The 21,583-nt window shown below is 61.0% G+C and carries 21 protein-coding genes, 2 pseudogenes and 1 riboswitch; of the genes and pseudogenes, 13 read left to right on the top strand and 10 right to left on the bottom strand.

Annotation, left to right across the window (positions count from 1 at the left end; genetic code table 11):
- Positions 1–71 precede the first annotated feature (71 nt).
- The 3 genes from BN1119_RS09935 (at position 72) to BN1119_RS09925 (ending at position 4,008) form a co-directional block, all read left to right on the top strand.
- Positions 72–2,111, top strand: a complete 2,040-nt coding sequence (locus tag BN1119_RS09935; protein ID WP_041997360.1) for a TonB-dependent receptor — start codon at positions 72–74, stop codon at positions 2,109–2,111.
- A 62-nt stretch (positions 2,112–2,173) separates the two neighbouring features.
- On the top strand, positions 2,174–2,794 hold the full coding sequence (locus BN1119_RS09930) for a PepSY-associated TM helix domain-containing protein (RefSeq protein ID WP_041997357.1): 621 nt from the start codon (positions 2,174–2,176) through the stop codon (positions 2,792–2,794).
- Positions 2,795–2,970: 176 nt separating this feature from the next.
- On the top strand, positions 2,971–4,008 hold the full coding sequence (locus BN1119_RS09925) for an acyltransferase (protein ID WP_041997354.1): 1,038 nt from the start codon (positions 2,971–2,973) through the stop codon (positions 4,006–4,008).
- Here the strand turns inward: BN1119_RS09925 and BN1119_RS09920 are convergent.
- On the bottom strand, positions 3,980–4,336 hold the full coding sequence (locus BN1119_RS09920) for a winged helix-turn-helix transcriptional regulator (protein ID WP_041997352.1): 357 nt from the start codon (positions 4,334–4,336) through the stop codon (positions 3,980–3,982). The two genes, BN1119_RS09925 and BN1119_RS09920, sit on opposite strands and share 29 nt — an antisense overlap.
- Before the next feature lie 121 nt (positions 4,337–4,457).
- Here BN1119_RS09920 and BN1119_RS09915 point away from each other — a divergent pair, with 121 nt between their 5' ends.
- A complete protein-coding gene (locus BN1119_RS09915; protein WP_041997431.1) occupies positions 4,458–4,763 on the top strand; it encodes a monooxygenase in 306 nt (101 codons plus the stop codon).
- Here the strand turns inward: BN1119_RS09915 and BN1119_RS09910 are convergent.
- A pseudogene (locus BN1119_RS09910) lies at positions 4,744–4,887 on the bottom strand (GNAT family N-acetyltransferase); the annotation flags it as partial. The gene BN1119_RS09915 and the pseudogene BN1119_RS09910 sit on opposite strands and share 20 nt — an antisense overlap.
- A 233-nt stretch (positions 4,888–5,120) precedes the next feature.
- On the opposite strand from BN1119_RS09910, the gene BN1119_RS09905 reads away from it, so the two are divergent.
- Both BN1119_RS09905 and BN1119_RS09900 read left to right on the top strand, forming a co-directional pair.
- Complete coding sequence (locus BN1119_RS09905; protein WP_041997350.1) at positions 5,121–6,518, top strand: L-cystine transporter; 1,398 nt, start codon at positions 5,121–5,123, stop codon at positions 6,516–6,518.
- Positions 6,519–6,694: 176 nt separating this feature from the next.
- Positions 6,695–7,333, top strand: a complete 639-nt coding sequence (locus tag BN1119_RS09900) for an exopolysaccharide biosynthesis protein (protein ID WP_041997348.1) — start codon at positions 6,695–6,697, stop codon at positions 7,331–7,333.
- 237 nt (positions 7,334–7,570) lie between these two features.
- Here BN1119_RS09900 and BN1119_RS09895 read toward each other — a convergent pair whose 3' ends face one another.
- The gene (locus BN1119_RS09895) at positions 7,571–8,149 is read right to left on the bottom strand and encodes a hypothetical protein (RefSeq protein WP_041997426.1); all 579 of its coding nucleotides are present in this window, start codon (positions 8,147–8,149) and stop codon (positions 7,571–7,573) included.
- Positions 8,150–8,372: 223 nt separating this feature from the next.
- On the opposite strand from BN1119_RS09895, the gene BN1119_RS09890 reads away from it, so the two are divergent.
- The 7 genes and pseudogenes from BN1119_RS09890 to BN1119_RS20440 all read left to right on the top strand — a co-directional run bounded on the left by BN1119_RS09890 (position 8,373) and on the right by BN1119_RS20440 (position 13,648).
- On the top strand, positions 8,373–9,005 hold the full coding sequence (locus BN1119_RS09890) for a Vat family streptogramin A O-acetyltransferase (protein WP_041997345.1): 633 nt from the start codon (positions 8,373–8,375) through the stop codon (positions 9,003–9,005).
- 124 nt (positions 9,006–9,129) lie between these two features.
- Positions 9,130–9,561, top strand: coding sequence for a GNAT family N-acetyltransferase (locus BN1119_RS09885; protein WP_041997343.1), 432 nt, complete (start codon positions 9,130–9,132; stop codon positions 9,559–9,561).
- Positions 9,562–9,716: 155 nt separating this feature from the next.
- Positions 9,717–10,133 (top strand): GNAT family N-acetyltransferase, encoded by a 417-nt coding sequence (locus BN1119_RS09880; protein WP_041997341.1) that lies wholly within the window; start codon positions 9,717–9,719, stop codon positions 10,131–10,133.
- A pseudogene (locus BN1119_RS19990) lies at positions 10,133–10,234 on the top strand (GNAT family N-acetyltransferase); the annotation flags it as partial. The gene BN1119_RS09880 and the pseudogene BN1119_RS19990, both read left to right, overlap by 1 nt.
- 156 nt (positions 10,235–10,390) lie before the next feature.
- On the top strand, positions 10,391–11,581 hold the full coding sequence (locus BN1119_RS19985) for a DUF262 domain-containing protein (protein WP_084205398.1): 1,191 nt from the start codon (positions 10,391–10,393) through the stop codon (positions 11,579–11,581).
- Complete coding sequence (locus tag BN1119_RS19980) at positions 11,574–12,668, top strand: AAA family ATPase (RefSeq protein ID WP_084205397.1); 1,095 nt, start codon at positions 11,574–11,576, stop codon at positions 12,666–12,668. The genes BN1119_RS19985 and BN1119_RS19980 overlap by 8 nt, the downstream gene beginning before the upstream one ends.
- Positions 12,668–13,648 (top strand): hypothetical protein, encoded by a 981-nt coding sequence (locus tag BN1119_RS20440; RefSeq protein ID WP_157438648.1) that lies wholly within the window; start codon positions 12,668–12,670, stop codon positions 13,646–13,648. Before BN1119_RS19980 ends, BN1119_RS20440 begins: the two co-directional genes overlap by 1 nt.
- Positions 13,649–14,002: 354 nt before the next feature.
- Here BN1119_RS20440 and thiH read toward each other — a convergent pair whose 3' ends face one another.
- From thiH to BN1119_RS09840, 7 genes are all read right to left on the bottom strand, one after another.
- Positions 14,003–15,271, bottom strand: coding sequence for a 2-iminoacetate synthase ThiH (gene thiH, locus BN1119_RS09875; protein ID WP_084205396.1), 1,269 nt, complete (start codon positions 15,269–15,271; stop codon positions 14,003–14,005).
- Positions 15,268–16,035: a thiazole synthase gene (locus BN1119_RS09870; RefSeq protein WP_041997336.1), complete on the bottom strand. Its 768-nt coding sequence runs from the start codon at positions 16,033–16,035 to the stop codon at positions 15,268–15,270. Before BN1119_RS09870 ends, thiH begins: the two co-directional genes overlap by 4 nt.
- A 1-nt stretch (position 16,036) precedes the next feature.
- Positions 16,037–16,240, bottom strand: coding sequence for a sulfur carrier protein ThiS (gene thiS / locus BN1119_RS09865; RefSeq protein ID WP_041997333.1), 204 nt, complete (start codon positions 16,238–16,240; stop codon positions 16,037–16,039).
- Positions 16,237–17,013 carry a HesA/MoeB/ThiF family protein gene (locus tag BN1119_RS09860; protein ID WP_041997330.1) on the bottom strand — a complete coding sequence of 259 codons (777 nt, stop codon included), beginning with the start codon at positions 17,011–17,013 and terminating at the stop codon, positions 16,237–16,239. The genes thiS and BN1119_RS09860 overlap by 4 nt, the downstream gene beginning before the upstream one ends.
- Positions 17,003–18,613: a thiamine phosphate synthase gene (gene thiE / locus BN1119_RS09855; RefSeq protein ID WP_041997327.1), complete on the bottom strand. Its 1,611-nt coding sequence runs from the start codon at positions 18,611–18,613 to the stop codon at positions 17,003–17,005. The genes BN1119_RS09860 and thiE overlap by 11 nt, the downstream gene beginning before the upstream one ends.
- Positions 18,610–20,652, bottom strand: coding sequence for a phosphomethylpyrimidine synthase ThiC (gene thiC, locus BN1119_RS09850; protein WP_041997325.1), 2,043 nt, complete (start codon positions 20,650–20,652; stop codon positions 18,610–18,612). The genes thiE and thiC overlap by 4 nt, the downstream gene beginning before the upstream one ends.
- Positions 20,653–20,911: 259 nt before the next feature.
- A riboswitch (TPP riboswitch) is annotated at positions 20,912–21,025 on the bottom strand.
- A 61-nt stretch (positions 21,026–21,086) separates the two neighbouring features.
- Positions 21,087–21,572 (bottom strand): hypothetical protein, encoded by a 486-nt coding sequence (locus BN1119_RS09840; RefSeq protein WP_041997322.1) that lies wholly within the window; start codon positions 21,570–21,572, stop codon positions 21,087–21,089.
- Between the last annotated feature and the right edge of the window lie 11 nt (positions 21,573–21,583).

Here is a 21,583-nt window from a genome sequence, read left to right as displayed (position 1 = left end):
CGAAATGGGTGCACATCAATAATTACAAATAAATCAATAGCTTCAGGCAAATTTCTAGAGTCGATCAACACATGCAACACCTCAATCAAACCCATACCCTGGTGTGGGCCGCCCTCTTGTCCCTGAGCGCCAGCGCCCAGGCCGACGACAGCATCACCGTCTTTGGCAAACGCAGCCAGCACGACGAAGTCGCTACCGCCACCCGTACCGCCACCCCGGCCAAGCTGGTGCCCCAGAGCATCGAGAGCGTCAAGGCAAGCGAGCTGACCGCCTTCGGCCAGCCCACCCTGAGTGAAGCCCTGACCGGCATCCCTGGCGTCAACGCCAGCGGCGACACCCGCTTTGACGGCGTCACCATCCGCGGTTTCAGCGCCAGCAACGACTTCTACCTCGACGGCCTGCGCGACGACATGCAATACACCCGCGACCTTGGCAACATAGAGCGGGTCGAAGTGCTCAAGGGCCCCGCCGCCGTGCTCTACGGCCGTGGCAGCACGGGGGGCATCGTCAACCGGGTCAGCAAGGTCCCCCAGAGGGGGCAGGCCTCCAGCGTCAGCGCCCGGGTCGGCAGCTTCGACAGCCGACGCTTCGCCGCCGACCTCAACGGCGAGGCAGGGGAGCGGGTGCAACTGCGCCTGAACCTGGCCCAGGAGGACAAGGAGAGCTTTCGCGACGAGGTGACCAGCAAGCGCACCCTGCTGGCCCCCTCCGTCAACTGGGAGATCAGCGACAGCCTGAACTGGCTGGTGCAGTACGAGCGCAACGAACACGATCGTACCCCGGATCGCGGCATTCCCGGTGTCGATGGTCGCCCGGCGGATGTCCCCATCGAGAGCGTCTACAGCGACACCCGCCGCGACTTCATCGACGATCTGGCCCAGTCCACCCGATCCCGCCTCACCTGGGACATCAACGATCAGTGGCAACTGCGCCAGCAGCTCGGCTACACCACCCTCGACAGCCAGTTCGACAACACCTATGTCACCAGCGTCAAGGGGGACAAGGTGACCCGCGCCCGCTGGCAGCAGGATCTCAAGGCCAGCAGCCTCACCAGCAACACCGAAGCCGAAGGCCAGCTGCAGACCGGCCCCGTCGGCCATCGCCTGCTGGTGGGCGTCGAGCAGAGCTGGCAGGAGCGCACCCCCAGGCTCTACCAGAACGCCAGCCCGATCCCGGCAGGCAACCTCTATGATCCAGACTCCCTGCCCACCTATGACGGCGCCATGAAGCTCGCCAGCGACGCCAGCCACAAGGTGCGCGGGGTCGGTCTCTATGTGCAGGATCAGCTCAGCCTGGGTGACTGGCACCTGCTGGCGGGTCTGCGCCGGGACGATTTCACCGTCACCAGCCGCCGCAACGACCTCGACAAGGAGCAGACCGTCTCGGTCACCAGCCTGAGCCCGCGCCTGGGTCTGGTGTGGAACCCCATCGAGGAGCACGCCTTCTACACCTCCTACAGCAAGACCTTCACCCCGGTGGGCGGGGAGCTGATCGGTCTTACCCCGGGGGACAAGAACAACAAGCTGGATCCCCAGCACACCCGGCTCTACGAGGGCGGCGTGAAGAGCGACTGGCTGGATGGCCGCCTGGCCACCACCCTCTCCCTCTACCGGCTGGAGATGTACAACAAGCGCAGCAAGGATCCCCTGGATCCCACCCGCGTGCTCCTCACCGGCCTGCAGCGCACAGAGGGCATCGAGTTGAGCGCCCGTGCCCAGCTCACCGACGAGATCTACCTGCGCGGCGGCGTCGCCATCCAGGATGCCGAACAGGTCAAGGCGGATGAGGCGCTGCAAGGCAAGCGGCCGATGAACGTCTCGCGCCAGAACGGCCAGCTGTTTGCCGGCTACCAGAGTGGCAAGCAGGGCTGGTTCGGCGAGACCGGGGTGACGGCGGTAGGGGATCGCTTCGCCGACAACGCCAACACCACCACCTTGCCCGGCTACGCCCGCTTCGATGCCCGTGCCGGCTACCGCTGGCAGCAGTGGGAAGCCCAGCTGAGCGCCGAGAACCTGACCGACCACGACTACTTCGTCAGCGCCACCAGCGCGGCCCAGATCATGCCGGGCACGCCCCGTCAGCTGCATCTGACCGCTGCCTACCGCTTCTGATCCCCACCCCATACCCCCGCTGGCCAGCCTCTGCTGGCCAGTTTTTTTATGAAGTGCGCAAGATGAAACGCAAGAGACTCCCCCTGCACAACAACAAGTGGGTGCGCCGCATCCACGCCTGGGCCGGCTTTGCCACCCTCACCCTGATGCTGCTCTACGGCCTCACCGGCCTCTGGCTGCAACACAGGGCCGTGCTGTCCCTGCCCGGCCCCCACACCGAGAAATCCAGCGAAGAGATAGTGCTGAGTACGCCGCTGGCCAGTCCGGATGAATTGAAAGCCCTGCTGCAACGGCGTTATGCAGACATGTTCGAGGAGGGAAGACCCCAGATCACCCCGCCCCAGACCCTGCCCACCCCATCCGGCCCCCTCACCCTGCCGGCCCGCTGGGAGCTGCGTGGCGTCACCCTGAGCGAAAGCGTGGCCGCCAGCTATGTGGAAGGCACCCTGCTGGTGCGCACCGAGCTGCAGCAGGCCAACGTCGCCGCCAGCCTCAACCGGCTGCATCGCGGCATGGGCACAGGCCTGCCCTGGCAACTGGTCGGGGATCTGGCGGCCCTGGCCATGCTGCTGCTGGCCCTCACCAGCCTGCTGATGTGGAACAAGCTGCACGGCCCGGCCGGTCGCGGCATCGTCCTGCTGCTGCTGGGCGCCCTGGTCACCGTGCTGGTGGCCCTGCTCTAGGGCGTTTACCGACACCAAAACGGGATCCCGCTCCCGGCGGCGGTAACCTTGCCCATCCGCCGGGTAACAAAGGGTAACCGGCCGCCGATGGGGGTCACAATTGGCGACCAGGCGGCTGGATAGGGAGCGCCTGCGGCTGATAGGGTGCGCCCAGCTCCCGAACGCCGCGAGGAATCATGCGCATCTCCAGCATCGAATGCGGGCGAGTGGTGGCCATCCTGGCCGTGATGACCATTCATCTCTCCCCCTTCAGCAACCCCTTCGACCCCGCCCTGTGGGACGATACGCCCTACCCTCTGGTCGGGGCCATCATCAACCAGCTCTGCCGCTTCGCGGTGCCGCTCTTTTTCCTGTGCGCCGGTTACTTCCTGCAACCCGCCCTCGCCGCGGGCCACCCGCTGACGGTGGCGCTGCGCTACTGTCGCCCCCTGCTGGGGCTCTGGCTGGTGTGGAGCCTGCTCTATCTGCTGGTGCCCTTCAACCCGCTCGCGGCAGTGAGCGAGGGCTACCTGCCTGCCATGGCGGGCCAGTGGCAGATGCAGCTGGGGGATCCTCTCAACGTCTGGTGGGTGGGCGGCATGATCCACCTCTGGTTCCTGCCCGCCCTGATGGTGGCGGTGCTGATCCTGGCGCTCTGCCAGCAGGCTGGCCTGCCCCGGCTCGCCCTGCTGCTGGGGGCCCTGCTCTACGGTCTGGCCCTGCTCGGCGGCTCCTACGGCCCGCTGCTGCTGGGGGGCGAGTGGGCCCTGCTGACCCGCAACGGCCCCTTTTTCTCCCTGCTGTTCGTGGCCCTGGGCGCCGAGCTGCGCCTGCGTGGCTGGCAGCCGGATGCCAGGCGCTGCGCCCTGCTGATGGTGGCGGGGATGGGGCTCTACGCCCTGGAGGCCGCAGGCCTGCTGCGCTTTGCCGCCGTGCCCATCAACCGCCACGACTTCCTGCTGGGTTCGCTCCCCTGGGCGCTGGGGCTGTTCGGCCTGCTGCTGGCCAACCCGGGCTGGGGCCGGGGCAGCTGGCTGGAGCGCCAGGCTCCCAAGGTGCTCGGCCTCTATTGCCTGCACATGATGCTGGTGGTGTGGCTGATGATCTTCGGCCCCCAGGGCAAGCTGGTGTGGTGGGAGCTGCTCAAGGTGCCCGCGCTGCTGGCGCTCACCCTGCTCGGCTACCGACTGCTGGCGACGAACCGGTTCAGCGGCTGGCTGTTGCGGGCCCGCTAGCAGCAGGATCCTGCCCCGCCAGCAGATCGCCGTGGCTCAGCGCAAAATCGTGCATCTGCTGGAGCAGGGGGATCAGGGCGACGCCAAGGGGGCTCAGGCTGTACTCCACCCTGGGCGGCACGTCCGGGTAGAGGGTGCGGATGATGACGCCGTCGCGCTCCAGCTCCTTGAGCTGGGCGGTGAGCACCTTCTGGCTCACCTCGGGCAGGGAGCGGCGCAGGTCGCCAAAGCGCAGGGTCTGTTCGCGCAGATGAAACAGAATGGCCGGTTTCCATTTGCCGGCCAGCAGGCGCAATACCTGATAGGCGGGACAGGGCAGTGAGGGCACGGCATGGCTCGCGAGTGGTTACTTTGCGGTAAATATGCCACGAAAATGTGCCTTATTGCAGCCAAGATGCCGGCTTCCTATGATGCGGATCCCGTCAATCAACGCCCACGAGAGGTTTATCATGCCCAGCCTGCTGCAGATCCATTTCACCTTCCCCGCCGCGATGATGGGGCCGGCCCTCATGAGCGCGGCCATGCCGCTGGCCGAGTCCATCACCAAAGAGCCGGGCTTCATCTCCAAGATCTGGACCGAGAACCCGCGCACCGGCGAGGCGGGCGGCATCTATCTGTTCGAGGACGAGGGGAGCGCCCTCGCCTACGCCACCATGCACGAGCAGCGGGTGCTCGCCATGGGCGCCAGCGCGGTGCAGTTCAAGGTGTTCGACGTCAACGAGCCCCTCAGCCGCGTCACCCGCGGTCTGGTGTGATCCCCTCCCCCAGCGGCAAGCGATAGCAGGTATCCTGCTGCCAGACGAAGCCCAGCCGCTGGCTGGGCCCATTCTCCGGCTCGATATCCGCAAGCAGGGTATGAATGCCGAGCTCCCCGGCATACCCCGTCACGGCGCTCGCAGCTCCTCCAGTCTCAGCGCAATCGGCCGACATCAGGGCACGGCACACCGGCGGCGATACGGCCGCCCCCGGCACGAGCCAGGCCAACCGTCTGATCCTTCTATGAAATATCTTTTATGTCTAAGAGGGGGCCAGGATGGCTGGTACCATACGCAGCCCTATCTGATCCGGATTTTTCCGGCACCATCCATCCCTGTTTCAGCCCTGGAGGCCCCATGAATCTCCCCCTCATCATCAATGTGCTGCTGTTCGCGGCCCTGCTGACGGCCCTGGCCAGGGTCAGCAAGCCGAGCTGGAGCCTGTCTCGCAAGGTGCTGACCGGCCTGGTGATGGGGGTGCTGTTTGGCTTCGCGCTGCAACTGGTCTACGGCGCCGGTCATCCGGCCATTGCCGCCTCCATCGAGTGGTTCAATCTGGTGGGCAACGGCTATGTGCAGCTGCTGCAGATGATCGTCATGCCCCTGGTGTTTGCCTCCATCCTGAGCGCCGTGGCCAAGCTGCACAATGCCGCCTCCCTGGGTCGCATCAGCCTGCTCACCCTGGGCACCCTGCTGCTGACCACCCTTATCGCCGCCCTCGTCGGCGTGCTGGTCACCAACCTGTTCGGCCTGACCGCCGAGGGGCTGGTGCAAGGGGTGAAGGAGAGCGCCCGCCTCGACGCCATCGAGACCAGCTACCTCGGCCGGGTGAGCGAGCTGGGGGTGCCGCAGCTGCTGCTCTCCTTCATTCCCAAAAACCCCTTCGCCGATCTGACCGGGGCCAACCCTACCTCCATCATCAGCGTGGTGATCTTCGCCGCCCTGCTGGGGGTCGCCGCCCTGCAGCTGCACAGGGACGACGCGAGCAGGGGGGAGAAGGTGCTCGCCGCCATCGATACCCTGCAAGCCTGGGTGATGAAGCTGGTGCGCCTCATCATGACACTGACCCCCTATGGGGTGATGGCCCTGATGACCAAGGTGGTCGCCAGCTCCAACCCTGAGGAGATCGTCAAGCTGGGCAGCTTCGTGCTCGCCTCCTACCTGGGGCTGGGCCTGATGTTCCTGGTCCATGGCCTGCTGCTCGCCCTGGTGGGGGTCAACCCCATCACCTTCCTGCGCAAGGTGGCCCCGGTATTGAGCTTTGCCTTCAGCAGCCGCTCCAGCGCCGCCACCATTCCCCTCAACGTGGAAGCCCAGACCCGCCGCCTCGGCGTGCCCGAGGCCATCGCCAGCTTCGCCGCCTCGTTCGGTGCCACCATTGGCCAGAACGGCTGTGCCGGTCTCTATCCGGCCATGCTGGCGGTCATGGTGGCGCCGACCGTGGGCATAGATCCGCTGGATCCCCTCTGGATTGCCAGCCTGGTCGCCATCGTCACCCTCAGCTCCGCCGGGGTCGCCGGGGTCGGTGGCGGCGCCACCTTCGCCGCCCTGATAGTGCTGCCCGCCATGGGGCTGCCGGTCACCCTGGTGGCACTGCTCATCTCGGTCGAGCCCCTCATCGACATGGGGCGCACCGCCCTCAACGTCAATGGCGCCATGACGGCGGGGACCATCACCAGCCAGCTGCTCGGCCAGACCGACCAGGCCCTGCTCAATGGCGAGCAGCGAGAGGAAACGGCTCACGGCCAGGCCTGATCCCGCCGGTTCCGACCAGACAGGGGAGCCAGGCTCCCCTGATCGCTTTCACGCCCCAGCAGCGCCGCCCATCCGGCGGCGCCATTCATCGCCGATTCACCCCGCTCCCCTATGCTGTGACCCGCCCCCCGGGCCCGGTTTTCACGCTCTCATATCCACCCCAGCAAGGAACTGTCATGGTTGCCGCACCACTCAAGGATCCACAGCATCGCCTCTCCCACACCCTGCGTCACACGGCCGCCGCCATGGGCGAGGGCCAGATCAGCCTGCGGGAACTGCTCGCCCTGGTGGGGGAGCAGGGCATGCTGCTGTTCTGCCTGTTGCTGACGGTGCCCTTCCTGCTGCCGGTCAGCATTCCCGGCATCAGCAGCGTGTTTGGCCTGCTGATCCTCTTCATCGGCATCGGCATCACCCTCAACCGTATGCCCTGGCTGCCCGCCAGGCTGATGGCGCGCCGCTTCGCCACCGAGCAGCTCAAATCGACCCTGCACAAGGGGGCCGACCTGCTGGCCCGGCTGGACAGGTTCGTGCGCCCGCGCCTGCTGGTGCTGACCGCCAGCAGCACCATCAACCGGGCCAACGGCCTGATGATCATGCTGGCCGCCGTCTTGCTGATGATGCCGTTCGGCGCCATCCCCCTCACCAACACCCTGCCCGCCTGGGCCATCCTGCTGTTGGCGACCGGCATGTTGCAGCGAGACGGCTGCTTCGTCGCCCTCGGCTACGCCCTGGTCGCCGCCACTCTGATCTGGTTCGCCGTGCTGGCCCTGGGGGTGCTGATGGCCGGGCAGGGGCTCTCCGGCCTGTTTGGCTAAACGGCGCCGCTAAGGCGCTTGCCGGCACGCTGGCCGCTATGGTGATGGCCGCTGATCGAGCGGCCAGGGGAACCCATGCCCACCATGACGGCCGTCAGGGGGATGGGGCCATCGCAGGCGAGGCAAGATAGACAGGGCAAAGGCGGGTTGATGAAGCGGATTGATGCGGCGGATTGATAAGGCCATCGGGAGGCAGTCGGCACAGCCCCCCCGATGGCCCGCAGGCTCAGGTCATTGTCAGCGGCTGGCGGTGCGGCTCTCGCTCCAGAGCAGCTCGCCGCTGTGCAAGTCCATCAGACTCATGGCGAGGCGGTAGCGCCCCCCCTCTGAGAGCAGATCCCCGTAGAGCATGTAACCGGCCCCGGTCTGGCGACCCAGACGCACCAGGGAGGCCGGGTTCATGCCCCCCTGCTGGTATTCCAGCTGGCTGGTGATGGCGGAAACCTGGCCGGGATCGGCGAAGCGAAAGTCGCTGTTTGCCTGAATGCGCTGGCTCATGGCCACCGCCATGGGCTGGGTGCTGAAGGGCTCACCCGTGCCGTTCTGGGGCGCCATCAGCAGCAGCACAGGGCTGCTGCCCGCCAGCGCCTGCACCTCGGGGGCCTTCAGGAAGGCATCCGCCATGGCAACGGCCAGACCGGTTGGCGCCACCGCCTTGGGAGGGGGCTTGACCGCCTCGGGCTCGGCCACCGGCTGGTCCGGCTGGCTCATCGGCTGGCTCGGCTCGGCAACAGGCGCAGGGGCGCCGCCATAGGGATTGATCGCACAACCGCCCAGCAAGAGGGCACCCACCATCAACAAGGAACGCAGCTTCATCTTTTCTCTCCGCCAGAAGTGCGCAAGGCGCACTTCGTCCATCATCCATTTTGACGGAGCCAGGCTCCGCCGCTCCTCCATGCTAGAGACAAACCCGCCCCGGGTCGATGCGCATATGGAACGGGGACGACAGAGACTGGCGAAGCGCAGGGCACAAAAGGGTGGCAAGGGGCTATCCGGTTCCGTTAGGGTAGCCTGAGCCCAGACCCCAGAGGAGCGCCCCATGCACGGACCCGACCCCGCCAATCCCCACCCCATGAAGGGCTTCCCCCAGGTGTGCTTTATCAAGAACACCATCAAGGGGCCCAATATCGAGGTGGGTGACTACACCTATTACGACGATCCGGAGGATTCGGCGGGCTTCGAGCGCAACGTCCTCTATCACTTCCCCTTCGTCGGTGACAAGCTCATCATCGGCAAGTTCTGCGCCATCGCCCGCGGGGTCAAGTTCATCATGAACGGCGCCAACCACCAGAGCGCCGGCTTCTCCACCTACCCCTTCTTTATCTTCGGCAACGGCTGGGAGAGCGCCGCCCCCGCCCCGGGCACGCTGCCTTACAAGGGAGATACCCTTATCGGCAACGATGTCTGGATTGGCTATGACGCCCTGATCATGCCAGGGGTCAAGGTCGGCAACGGCGCCATCATCGCCGCCCGCTCCGTGGTCACCGGCGACGTGCCCGACTACGCCGTGGTCGGCGGCAACCCCGCCAAGCTGATCCGCTACCGCTTCGACGACGACACCATCGCCCGTCTCAACGCCATCGCCTGGTGGGACTGGCCGGTGGAGCGGATCAGCCGGAATTTGAACTTGATCAGCGGCGGGGACATTGGCGAGTTGGAGAGGGTGGGGTGATAGCTGCCCACCTGGAGGCATCGGGAGATGCCTCCCCATACAGCCCTGGAGAGCACGCATCCATCTCCCGGATCAGTGCGTTACAGGGAATTTAAAACAATCAGGTCCCACTGGAGTTATCAACATGACCACACCCGCTTTCACTGTCGTCCACTCAACACCGCCCGTCGAAACCTATCGCTATCTTCGAACCGCAGCCGGACTCAGCCCAAAGACGCTTGAGGCAGCAGAGCGTGGTCTGCCCAATACGCTGTTTGCCGTCCAGGTGTTTTGCGGCCAGACCGCCATCGGCATGGGCCGCATCATCGGAGATGGCGGGACATTTTATCAAGTGGTTGATATTGCAGTGCTGCCTGAATATCAGGGTCAAGGGGTAGGCAAAAAGATCATGACGGAGATCGCCGACTATATCGCCCGCGAGGTACCGGAGTCAGGCTATGTCAGCTTGCTGGCAGATGGGGAGGCGTACCGACTCTATCAACAATTCGGGTTCTCGCTCACGGCGCCTGCCAGTCTTGGTATGGGGCTTAAGCGGATTGCCGCCGAAAAGTCCTGACCAATCATTCACCTTCATACCCAGGACTGTCATGTTGGGATATCCGCCTTCTTGTCTGCCCGGTGGAACAGGTCAGCCCGCAGGTGACACTGAACAGCCGCAGGCAGATAGCCGTGCAGGAGGCCATCCCCAGCCATCATCAAACAGGAAGCACCATGCAACTAACTCCACCCCAACCGCCTCAGGACGATGAGATCGAAGCGCTGCGCATTGGCCTCTCGGGCTACAACAAGGATCACGCCGGCACCCATCTGCGCGAGCGGATCGCCAGCTTTATCAAGGATGAAGAGGGCAAGGTACAGGGCGGTATCATCGCCGACATCAAGTGGGGCTGGCTGCACGTCGACTGGCTCTGGATCGACGAACGCATCCGCCGCGACGGCTGGGGCGGCCGCCTGCTCGGCGCCATGGAGCAGTACGCCCAAAGCAAGGGCATCACCAACTACCATCTGGAAACCACCAGTTTTCAGGCCCTCCCCTTCTACCAGAAGCAGGGTTACGAAGTCTTTGGCCAGCTGCCCGATATGCCGCCGGGGCATATCAGTTACTTTCTGAAAAAGCAGGACAAGTGATGACATTCCTGCGCCTTGCCAACGCCAAACTCGTGATCCGCCCGCTCGAATCTGGCGATGCCGACGAGTTTGTCCGCGCAGCCCACGAATCGATAGAGACGGAACACCGGGCAAGAAGCCGGGATTTCTTAGCCAAGAGCACTCTACTAGCTTATCTGACATGAGCGATGGTCTGGCTGTTAGTGACATTGACATGGTATTATCAATCAGATATGTAACTTTCTTCTATTTGATAATTTATATTATATTTGTGAGGAATGATGACAAAGTCCATATTTGATAATCATGATGCTATTATCCCTTCACTAGACCTTGTCGATGATGAAGATGTAAGCAATGGAGAAGATACTCCTGAACCTTGGGATCCAAGTAAGATAAGAATCTCAACAAAGCATTTTTCATTGCGTGATGTTGTAACTCAGATCATGGATAATGAGATAGATTTATCTCCCGATTTTCAAAGAGATTATGTTTGGCGTAAACGTCAGCAAACAAGATTAATTGAATCAATACTTTTAGGCATACCATTACCTGCTTTTTACTTCAACCAATCCGATGATGGTTCCTATCAAGTAATTGATGGCGTACAAAGATTATCAACAATATCGATGTTTATGAATGATAGGCACGTTCTATCGAATGAGGATCTTGAGTATTTACAGAACCTAGATGGTTTGTTGTTTTCTCAGTTAGATGTCGCCTCATCTCGTCGTTTCAGAAGCACTCAAATTGTTGTTCATGTCATCGAACCACAAACACCAGAAGAAGTTAAATATGATATATTTAGCAGGGTAAACACCTCCGGAAGTCCATTGTCAGCCCAAGAAATACGCCATGCAATGAGTAAGGAGAGGTCAAGAAAATTGTTGGGCGAACTATCAGAGTCAATTAGCTTTGATGAGGCTACTGGATTCAACTTTTGGCGTAAAGACAGCAATGGCGATAAAATTAGACACAGTGGTAGAATGACTAACAGAGAACTAGTTCTTCGCTTCTTAGCTTTCAGAAATTTCTCTATTGACGAGTATCGTAAATACAAAAATCTTGACGCTTATCTAGTTGAATTCACCAAACAAATAGATGGCAAATCAAAAAGCAATCAGCCTATTTCTGAGATTGAGTTAATCTCATTAAAATGCGATTTCCACAAAGCAATGGAGAATGCAAGATTTATTCTTGATGATATTGCGTTTCGACGTTTCTCTCTAGAGAGTAAGCGAAAGGGGCCCATTAATAGGGCTGTTTTTGAGTCTCAAGCAATAGCACTAGCCGATTATAATTTGGCTGATCTAGAGCCTAAAAAGAATGATATTAGTCATGCTTTCAGGAAGGCATTTGATGATGATGATTTCGTTCGATCTGTTTCTGTTGGCACCGGTTCACCATCTGCCGTCGAATACCGTATAAAAAAAATGAGAGAAACTTTAAAGGGGATTCTCCATGATTAATAAAATCACCATTTCTGGATTTAAAAAATTCACTGAAAATGAATTTGATTTATCAATGCTGACTGTGCTTACAGGATTAAATGGTTACGGAAAAACCTCTCTAATACAAGCAATTCTGTTAGCTTGGGCTGCATCCAGAAATGAGGTAGTTAAATTAAATGGTCCTTTTGGCTTGCAACTAGGTGTGGCTGGCAAAGTAAGAAATTGGGATTACGATAGAGATATCGCTATTACTTTAGATTTTGATGACGCCTCTATTCATAAATGCGTGTTCAGGACACTAAATGAGGATGACTTATTTCTAAGGCTTGACAATCAGTTATCTGAAATTAGATCAGAAAACAACTTGAATGCAAAAAGGTATTTTTCATACCTCTGTGCTGAGCGCTTAGGCCCTCGTAGTATACTCGGCTCATCTCCTGAGCCTGATGATGAGCTGGAAGTAGGAGTTCATGGTGAATATTGTGCCCAAATGATAGGCACTCTTGGGGATAAACCTATTGAAGATATAACCCGTTTACATCCAGACAACAATGGCCAAGAGTCAACATTGTTGAAATATGAGATAGAACGTTGGTTAAAAGACATTGCAAAGCAGGTTGAAATTTCGACAACTCAATTTCAAGGCACAAGTGCTACAGCCATTAACTTCCGTACGATCGGGGGAGAATGGGTCAGCGCACCAAATATGGGATTTGGAATATCTTATTCGTTACCTGTAATTCTTTGTGGACTTACTGCTAGGAGTGGCGGTGTAATACTGATTGAAAACCCTGAAGCTCATTTACATCCAGCTGGCCAATCCAAAATGGGGGAATTTCTTGGGTGGCTCGCTGGAAAAGGGATCCAAATAATTGTTGAAACACATTCAGACCATGTCTTGAATGGCATAAGAAAATCAATTGCAATCAACCATCATGTCAACAACAGGGATGTGTTAGCTTATTACTTTGATGGTTCAGAGGAAGGAGTTAATAAGCTAAGTATTGAAGAAGATGGTAGTATTAGCAGTTGGCCAAAAGGGTTTTTTGATCAGTACCAGATTGATGTATCAACTCTTGGTCGTATCCGTAGAAGGAGGGCATAATGTCCTTTGTAATTAACGGTAATGAGTGGACATTCAATGAGGTTGAACCTGACATTCACAAGTCAATTATAGACTCATTTCTGGATAGAGTTGGCATCGCCATAAATAGGAATGAAAAAATATGGATTGGTGATGACTTACAGAAAAGAATCGTTTATGAAGAAAAAGACTTTTGGACTTTCATGTCTGAAATGCCTACTGAGATAGTACAGGAGTTATCAGCTTGGTTAGATAGAGCACCACTGTATCTAAATGAAGATGACTTTCCTGATGAGCTAATAGATAGTAGCTTAATAACAATAAACGACCTACCAGAAGAGGATAATATTGACCTCTCTTGGGCGCATTACAACAACCTAAATGGTATAGCCGTAGGATGTATTGGATTACATAGTTCAGGCATTGTTAACACGTCATCAACACTAGGAGAAGCAGAGCTTCATGTTATTAAAAGTGAATCTGAACACCTTGATTTTTGGCGAAATGCTATTGAGCTAGAAGGTAATAACACAGATAAATTCAGAGCGCTTTCACAAAATGCATTCCCAAATCTATACTTCCATGAGGATGTATTAAATGGTCTTAATAATTTAGCTGGTGGATATTATCCTTTAAGGGAATCCATAATGAAATATATGTCCGTTTTTAATGACTATGGTGAGTGGGTTTTTACTACCCCACCGCCAGCATTGAGTCCTAATGAACGAGTGGAAAATTCTGGTGCAGAACCATCTAGCCAAGTCATAAGAAATAGATTCACTGGTTTTGGCCTTACTGTTGAGCCTGAGAATCCTAATGTTTATAGTAACAATGGCACTCGAATGGCGAGGACAATAACAATAAAAAGCATTGATTTATATTGTAAATGGCATGGGAAGCTTCAAGCTCATCAAAATCGGATTCATATACACAAGCCAATCCCTGAATCCGAAAATAAGATGGTTATTGCCTTTATATGTGAACATCTCCCTTTGCCGTAAAAAAAGAACAACTAATAATACTAATTCCATAATGCCATTAGCATAAAAACAAGCTCATCTTCCAAGATTAGGTTGTAGTCAAATAGAGAGAATTAGCTTTTACTAAGCATAGAAAAATCAGAGGTTAAATTTAGCTCCCCTGACCCAAAATCGACTATTGTCTATGGACGCAATGGCCCATTCAATGGGCTGACAAACAGACACTATTTTTTCACTGGCGAAACGATATCAAGAGCCATCGTCGCACCAACGAAACAATCCTGTTGGAGCAAACAAAACAAAGCGGCAAGCAGTGGCGGGGAGCTGCCCCTCCGATCTGCTTGCCGCTGTCTGTTACCACAGGTGTAAACGTCGTTAGCGACCCAAAAACGGTTCCCAATCTTTAAACACCGGCTGCAACCCTGCCTGCCGCACGGCGGCGGCCACTTCCCCCACCGGGCGGTCGTCGTGGATGGCGAACTGCTCCAGCTCCTCCTTGTCCCCTTCCGCATAGCCGCCGGGCTGGGTGCGCGATTCCGCCGACATCTGGGTGATGCCAAGGCGCAGGGCGCCGTTGCGAAACGCCGGGGATTCCCGGGTGGAGAGGGACAAGTCCAGGGTCGGCGAGAAGAGGCGCCAGGCGCAGATAAGCTGCACCAGCTGACGGTCCGACATCACCACCTCGGGCTCCAGCCCCCCGGTGCAGGGGCGCAGGCGCGGGAAGGAGAGGGAATAGCGGCTCTGCCAGTGGTGGCGCTCAAGCCAGGCCAGGTGCTCGGCCACGAAGTAGCTGTCGGCGCGCCAGTCCGGCGACAGGCCGATCAGGGCGCCGAGGCCAATCTTGTCGATGCCGGCACGGCCCAGCCGGTCCGGGGTGGCGAGGCGCCATCTGATATCCTGCTTGTTGCCGCGCAGGTGATGGCGGGCGTAGGCGGGGGCGTGATAGGTCTCCTGATAGACCATGACGGCATCGAGGCCGAGGGTTTTCAGCTCGGCATATTCGGCCTCGGACAGGGGCTGCACCTCCATCGCCAGGGTACTGAAGTGGCGACGGATCCGCGGCAGATGCTCACGAAAGTAGTCCATGCCCACCTTGGTCTCGTGCTCGCCGGTGACCAGCAGCACGCTGTCGAAGCCGCGCGCCTTGAGGGCCAGACACTCGCGCTCTATCTCCTCTGCATTAAGCGTCTTGCGCTTCAAACGGTTGCTCATGGAGAAGCCGCAGTAGGAGCAGTCGTTGGCGCACAGGTTCGACAGATAGAGGGGCACATAGAAGCCCACCGTATTGCCGAAACGCTGGCGGGTCAGGCGCTCCGCCAGCTCCGCCATCCGGGGCAGGAAGGGCTCGGCGGCCGGGGAGATCAGCGCCATAAAATCCGCCAGGGTGCGGCGCGGTGCGCTCAGGGCACGCTCCACATCCAGGGCCGTCCTGGCACGGATTTGCATGCCCACGTCGTCCCAGTCAAGCTCCTGCCAGCGGTCGGCGAAATCCAACCCCCTCCCGGCCTCCCCCTTGGGAGGGGGAGGAGTGCAGGGCACGCCCCCTTCAAGTACCGATTTAGCCTCGGCCCTCACCCCCGGCCCCTCTCCCAGAGGGAGAGGTGAGGAAGAATGTCCCCCAGTGATAGCAATTCCCTGACTCATAACGCCCCCAGAAAATCGGTCAGCGGACTGGAAGCTTGCGCCTGCACCCCGCGCGCCCCCAGGCCCGCCTCATAGGCGCTGCGCCCGGCCTCGCAGGCCAGCGCGAAGGCGCGGCCCATGGCCACGGGATCGCCGCTCACCGCGATGGCCGTGTTGACCAGCACGGCATCGGCGCCGAGCTCGAAGGCCGCCGCCGCGTGGCTAGGCGCACCTATGCCCGCGTCCACCACCACGGGCACCTTAGCCTGCTCGATGATGATGGCGAGGAACTCCCGGGTCACCAGCCCCTGATTGGAACCGATGGGGGCGCCGAGCGGCATCACGGCGGCGCAGCCCACCTCTTCGAGTCGCTTGCACAGCACGGGGTCGGCGCCGCAGTAGGGCAGCACCACGAAGCCCTCTTTCACCAGCTGCTCGGCCGCTTTCAGCGTCTCTATGGGGTCGGGCAGCAGGTATTTGGGATCGGGGTGGATCTCGAGCTTGAGCCAGTTCGTCCCCAGCGCCTCCCGGGCCAGATGGGCGGCAAACACCGCCTCGGCGGCGGTCTTGGCCCCCGAGGTGTTGGGCAGCAGCTTGACCCCCAGTTGCCGAAGGGGCGTGAGAATATCGTCGTGGGCCTTGCCAGGCTCGAGGCGCTTGATGGCCATGGTCACCAGTTGGGAGCCGCTCGCCGCTATGGCGGCGGCCATGAGATCCGGGCGGGCAAACTTGCCTGTGCCGGTGAACAGGCGCGAGGAGAAGGTATGGTTCGCTATGGTCAGCATCTCAGCCTCCGGCGATGGCGGTGAAAAGGTGGAGCTCGTCCCCGTCATTGAGACGGGTCTCGGGCCAGCGGCTGCGGGGCAGCACGGCGCCGTTGAGAGCCACCGCCACCCCCTGGGGATGGACCCCTTGCGCGGCCAGCAGGTCGGCCACGCTCTGCCCGGCCGCCAGCGGCTGGGCTTTATCATTGAGTCGAATCTGAGTCATGGGGTGATTTCCTTATGCTGACCGCAAACCGCACAGTCGGGATCCGGGGCCAGAGTGTGGGTCTGCCACTGATGGGCCAGGGCATCGAAGCGGCGCAATGTGCCGGCGACCGGGCTCGGCAGGCCGAGCAATAGTTTCAGTGCCTCCAGGGCCTGCAAAGAGCCCATCACCCCGACCAACGGGCCTGTGACGCCGCTGCTCTGGCAGCTCTCTTTTACTTCGGTATCCGCCGGGTAGAGGCAGGCGTAACAGGGGTGATCAGGGGCGCTTCGCACCATCAGCTGCCCCTGCCAGCCCACGGCGGCCGCCGAGATCCAGGGCTTGCCCTGGGCCACGCAGGCGGCGTTGATGGCCTGGCGGCTGGCGAGGTTGTCGCAGCAATCCACCACCAGGTCCACCTGTGCCACAAACTCCGGCAGGCTGGCGGCATCCAGGCGCTGGTTGATGGCAATCAGCTCCACATGGGGGTTGTGTTGGCTAAGGCGCTCGCGGGCCAGCTCCGCCTTGGAGCGGCGCAGACCCTCCCCGTCGAACAGGATCTGGCGCGGCAGGTTGCTGGAATCCACCGTGTCGCCATCGGCGAGCCAGAGGGTGCCGACACCGGCCCCGGCGAGATAGAGCGCCAGCGGCGAGCCGAGGCCGCCGAGGCCCACGATCAGCACGGATTTGCCTTTCAGCCGCGCCTGCCCTGCTTCGCCCACTTCCGCCAGCATCAGCTGGCGGCCGTATCTCAGATACTCTTCGTCATTCAGAGACGGGGCATCAGATAGCATGTTCCACCTCTCTTATGGCCGTGGCCGAGCGCGGCTCGTCCCCCGCCCCCACGGCAGCCAGCAGCCGCTCCGTCGCCCCCTGCCAGTCGTCGCTGGCCGTGATGGCGGAGACCAGGGCGATGCTGCCCACACCCGTTGTCTGAACCGCCGCCACCCGCTCCTCGCTGATGCCGCCGATGGCGACCGTCGGCCAGTCACTCATCAATGCGCGGTAATGGTGCAGCCGCGCCAGCCCCTGGGGGCGCGAGGGCATGGCCTTGGTATTGGTGGGGAAGATATGACCGAGCGCAATGTAGGAGGGGGCCAGCTCCCGGGCCCGCATCAGCTCAAAATAACCGTGGGTGGAGATGCCAAGGCGCAGCCCGGCCGCCTGGATGGCGGCGAGATCCGCGGTCTCCATGTCCTCCTGCCCCAGATGCACGCCCCAGGCGCCTGCCTCGATGGCCTGCTGCCAGTAGTCGTTGATAAAAAGCCGCGCCCCATGACGGCGACCGAGCGCCACGGCCTCAGCAATGGCCGGTGTCACCTGGGCGGCAGGCAGGTTCTTGATGCGCAGCTGTATGGTCTTGACCCCTGCCCCCAGCAGGCGCTTGAGCCACTTGACCGAATCCACCACCGGATAGAGCCCGAGGTTATGTTCGGTCGGGGCGAAGGGTCCCTGGGGCAGGCGAGCCGCGCAGGCAGGATAGAGACCGAAGCGGCGATCCAGGGTTGACCCCGCCAGCAGGGCACGGGGGAAGTGGGCGAGACTGCTCGGCCAGCCGAGATGGGCGATGGGCCCCGGGCCCGCCCCCACTCCCTGCGCCGCCGCCAAGCCCTGTTGCAGGTAGGCGCGCGCCAGCGTGATGGCATCCTCCACCGGGTAGTCCTGCGCCACCACGGCGGCGATGGCGCTGGCGTAACAGCAGCCGGTGCCATGGCCGTGACGGGTATCGAGGCGCGGCGCCCCTAGCCAGAATTCGCGGTGCTCGTCCTGGTAGTAGTCGAGGCAGAGATCCCCGCTCCACTCAAGGTGGCCGCCCTTGACCAGTACGGCGCGGGCGCCGAGTTCGCGCAGGCGCCGGGCCGCGAGGCGCACCAGCTCGGGGCTGGAGGCGGGCAGCCCGGTCAGGGCTTCCAGCTCGGGGCCGTTGGGGGTGATGAGCGACAAACGGGGCAGCAGCTGTTCGCGCACCGCCACCAGCATGCCGGGCTCCGCCATGGGGGTACCTGTGCTGGCGATGGCCACCGGGTCGTAGACCACGAAGGGGGCGCCCAGCGTATCGAGGCGCCGGGCCAGCACCTCCACATGGAGCCGGGTCGGCAACAGGCCGACCTTGATGGCGGCCGGTGGCAGATCCAGCCCCAGGGCGTCGATCTGGGCGGTGAAGGTCTGCATCAGCACGGGGTCGACCATCTTCACCGCCACCGAGTTCTGGGCCGTGATGGCGGAGATGACGGAGCAGCCGTGCACGCCCAGGTCGTGCAATGTGTGCAGGTCCGCCTGGATGCCGGCCCCGCCCCCGGAGTCGGAACCCGCTATGGTCCAGACCACAGGGCGAGGGGCCTGCGTCGCCGTGGACAGGTCGGCGGGGCTGACAGCCCCGCGCTCGCTGCTCACGCCTCCTCCCCTGCGGCCTGCTTCAGGGTCGCCGCCTGGTGGTAGATCTCGCCGCCGGTCTCCTTGAAGGTTTCCGCCATCCGCTCCATGCCGCGCACCACCTCGGCCTGCTTGAAGGTCTCAGGCTCCTTACGGGCCATGCCACTTTCCACCTCGGCCACCACCCGCTCCTGCTGGCCGTCCATGCCCACCAGTTTCACCTCGACCGCTTCCAGCTTGGCGGCGTAGTCGCGCACGTCCTGGGTGATCTTCATGGAGCAGAACTTGGGGCCGCACATGGAGCAAAAATGCGCCACCTTGCCGGACTCCTGGGGCAGGGTCTCGTCGTGATAGCTGCGGGCGGTCTCGGGATCCAGGGCCAGGTTGAACTGATCCTCCCAGCGGAACTCGAAACGCGCCTTGGACATGGCGTTGTCGCGGATCTGGGCGCCCGGGTGCCCCTTGGCAAGGTCAGCGGCGTGGGCGGCGATCTTGTAGGTGATGAGCCCCTGCTTGACGTCCTCCTTGTTCGGTAGGCCCAGGTGCTCCTTGGGAGTCACGTAGCAGAGCATGGCGCAGCCGTACCAGCCGATCATGGCGGCCCCTATGCCGGAGGTGAAGTGATCGTAGCCTGGGGCTATGTCGGTGGTGAGCGGGCCCAGGGTGTAGAAGGGCGCCTCGTGGCAGTGCTCCAGCTGCTCCGTCATGTTGCGCTCTATCATGTGCATGGGGACGTGGCCCGGCCCTTCGATCATCACCTGGACGTCGTACTCCCAGGCGATCTTGGTGAGCTCGCCCAGGGTGTGCAGCTCGGCGAACTGGGCCTCGTCGTTGGCGTCATAGACGGAGCCCGGACGCAGGCCGTCGCCGAGGGACAAGGCCACGTCGTAAGCGGCGCACAGCTCGCAGATCTCGCGAAAATGCTGGTAGAGGAAGTTCTCCTTGTGGTGGGAGAGGCACCACTTGGCCATGATGCTGCCGCCACGGGAGACGATGCCGGTGAGGCGCTTGGCGGTCATGGGCACGTAGCGCAGCAGGACGCCGGCGTGGATGGTGAAGTAGTCCACCCCCTGCTCGGCTTGTTCGAGCAGGGTGTCGCGAAACAGCGCCCAGGTGAGATCCTCGGCGATGCCATTGGTCTTTTCCAGTGCCTGATAGATGGGCACTGTGCCGATGGGCACAGGGCTGTTGCGCAGTATCCACTCCCGGGTCTCGTGGATGTTGCGGCCGGTGGAGAGATCCATGACGGTGTCGGCCCCCCAGCGGGTAGACCAGACCAGCTTCTCCACCTCTTCCTCGATGCTGGAGCTGACCGCCGAGTTGCCTATGTTGGCGTTGATCTTCACCAGGAAGTTGCGGCCTATGATCATGGGCTCGCTTTCCGGGTGGTTGATATTGTTCGGGATGATGGCGCGCCCGGCGGCCACTTCATCGCGCACGAACTCAGGGGTGATGTTCTCGGGCAGGCGGGCGCCGAAGCCCTGACCCGGATGCTGGCGCAGCAGCAGCTCGGAGCGCACCCGCTCGCGGCCCATGTTCTCGCGAATGGCGATGAACTCCATCTCCGGGGTGACCAACCCCTGACGGGCATAGTGGAGCTGGGTCACCCGGCGGCCCGGTTTGGCGCGGCGGGGCTTGGGCAAATGATCGAAACGCAGGTGATCCAGCCCCTCGTCCGCCAGACGCTCCTGGGTGAAGGTGGAGCTGAGATCATCCAGCACTTCGGTGTCGTCACGCTCCAGCACCCAGTGTTCACGCAGGCGCGGCAGGCCCAGACGCACATCTATCTCGGCGCGCTCGTCCCCATAGGCTCCCGAGGTGTCGTAGACGGGCACGGGATCGTTGGGCTCGAACTGGGGGGCCTCCTTGGTGCCGCCGACCAGGGTGTCGGCCAGCTGGATCTCCCGCAGGGGTACCCGGATATCGGGACGGGATCCTTCAATGAAGATGCGGCGAGAGTTGGGATGGGCCATCCCCTTGAGGTTGTCGATAAAGGCCTGGGCGCTGGCGCGCTGCTCGCGGCGGCTGGATTTGGCGGTATCAGATACATGGGTAGACATAGCAAAACTCACATTAACTGGTTGAAGTTATGGGTGTTTGCTTGTCTGGAGTTCGAGGAGAAGTGATGAACTTGCGGCGGGATGTGTTCGGGGGAGTGAGTCGGGCATGGATCTTCCCTGCTCTGTCGTCCCTCTGCCCTGTGCGGCAGATCCGCAGGCCTGACAGCCCGGCGGGACGACCTCCCCCTGTGCGCCTGCACCCACCAGAGGCGCTCTGCCTCTGGCTGGCGGGAAGCGAGTCCTTCCCCGGCGCGGTAACCCGCAAGTTACCCTTGTTTCCCTTCGCAGGTCTTAACCTGATCAGGTTCCACGGATCCCGAATTAACGGTCTCAGCTTAGCGTCGTTCGACGGTCAGCACTCCGACAAGATGGCGCCAGTATAAGTGGGGAATTTTAAAGTACAAGCCATTAACAAGGGGAAAGGGATTGAGGTCTCACTCTTCGGGATCGAGTGCGTCCTCGGGGTCGGGAATGAGGATATCGGTGAGGCGACCCTCTTCATCCCGGCTCAGCACCAGCCTGCGGCCCGGTTGCAGATCGGCGGCGCTGCCATTCACCCAGCGGGTGCCGGCATCAAACACCAGCACGCCGAGCTCCTGTAGCAGCAAGGCCCGTCCCGAATGGGCAAGCAGTCGATCCTCCCCCCGCCGCCAATGAGTCCAGAGGGCCGGATCTGCCGTCTCGTCACGCACCCGGATCGTCTCGGCGACGCCGTTGCGGCTCTGGATGGCGAGGCGCATGCCGGGCCTGAGATCGTCAAACTGGGCCGCCCCGACCAGGGTGGCGCTACCCAGTTCCAGTTCGGCCCCCTGAAATTGCAGGTGGATGCCATCATTGTGCTCCAGCGCCACCAGCCAGAGCTCGGGCTCGTCGGCAAGGGCGTGAAAGGAGAGCAGCAGGAGCAAGGCGGTTCTGGTCATGGCTGGCGGTC

This window comes from Aeromonas bivalvium, from assembly GCF_000819765.1.
In the GTDB taxonomy this organism is placed as follows: Bacteria; Pseudomonadota; Gammaproteobacteria; order Enterobacterales; family Aeromonadaceae; genus Aeromonas; species Aeromonas bivalvium.
The sequence above is the reverse complement of the archived record's forward strand: the minus strand, read 5'-3'. Positions and strand labels throughout refer to the sequence as shown.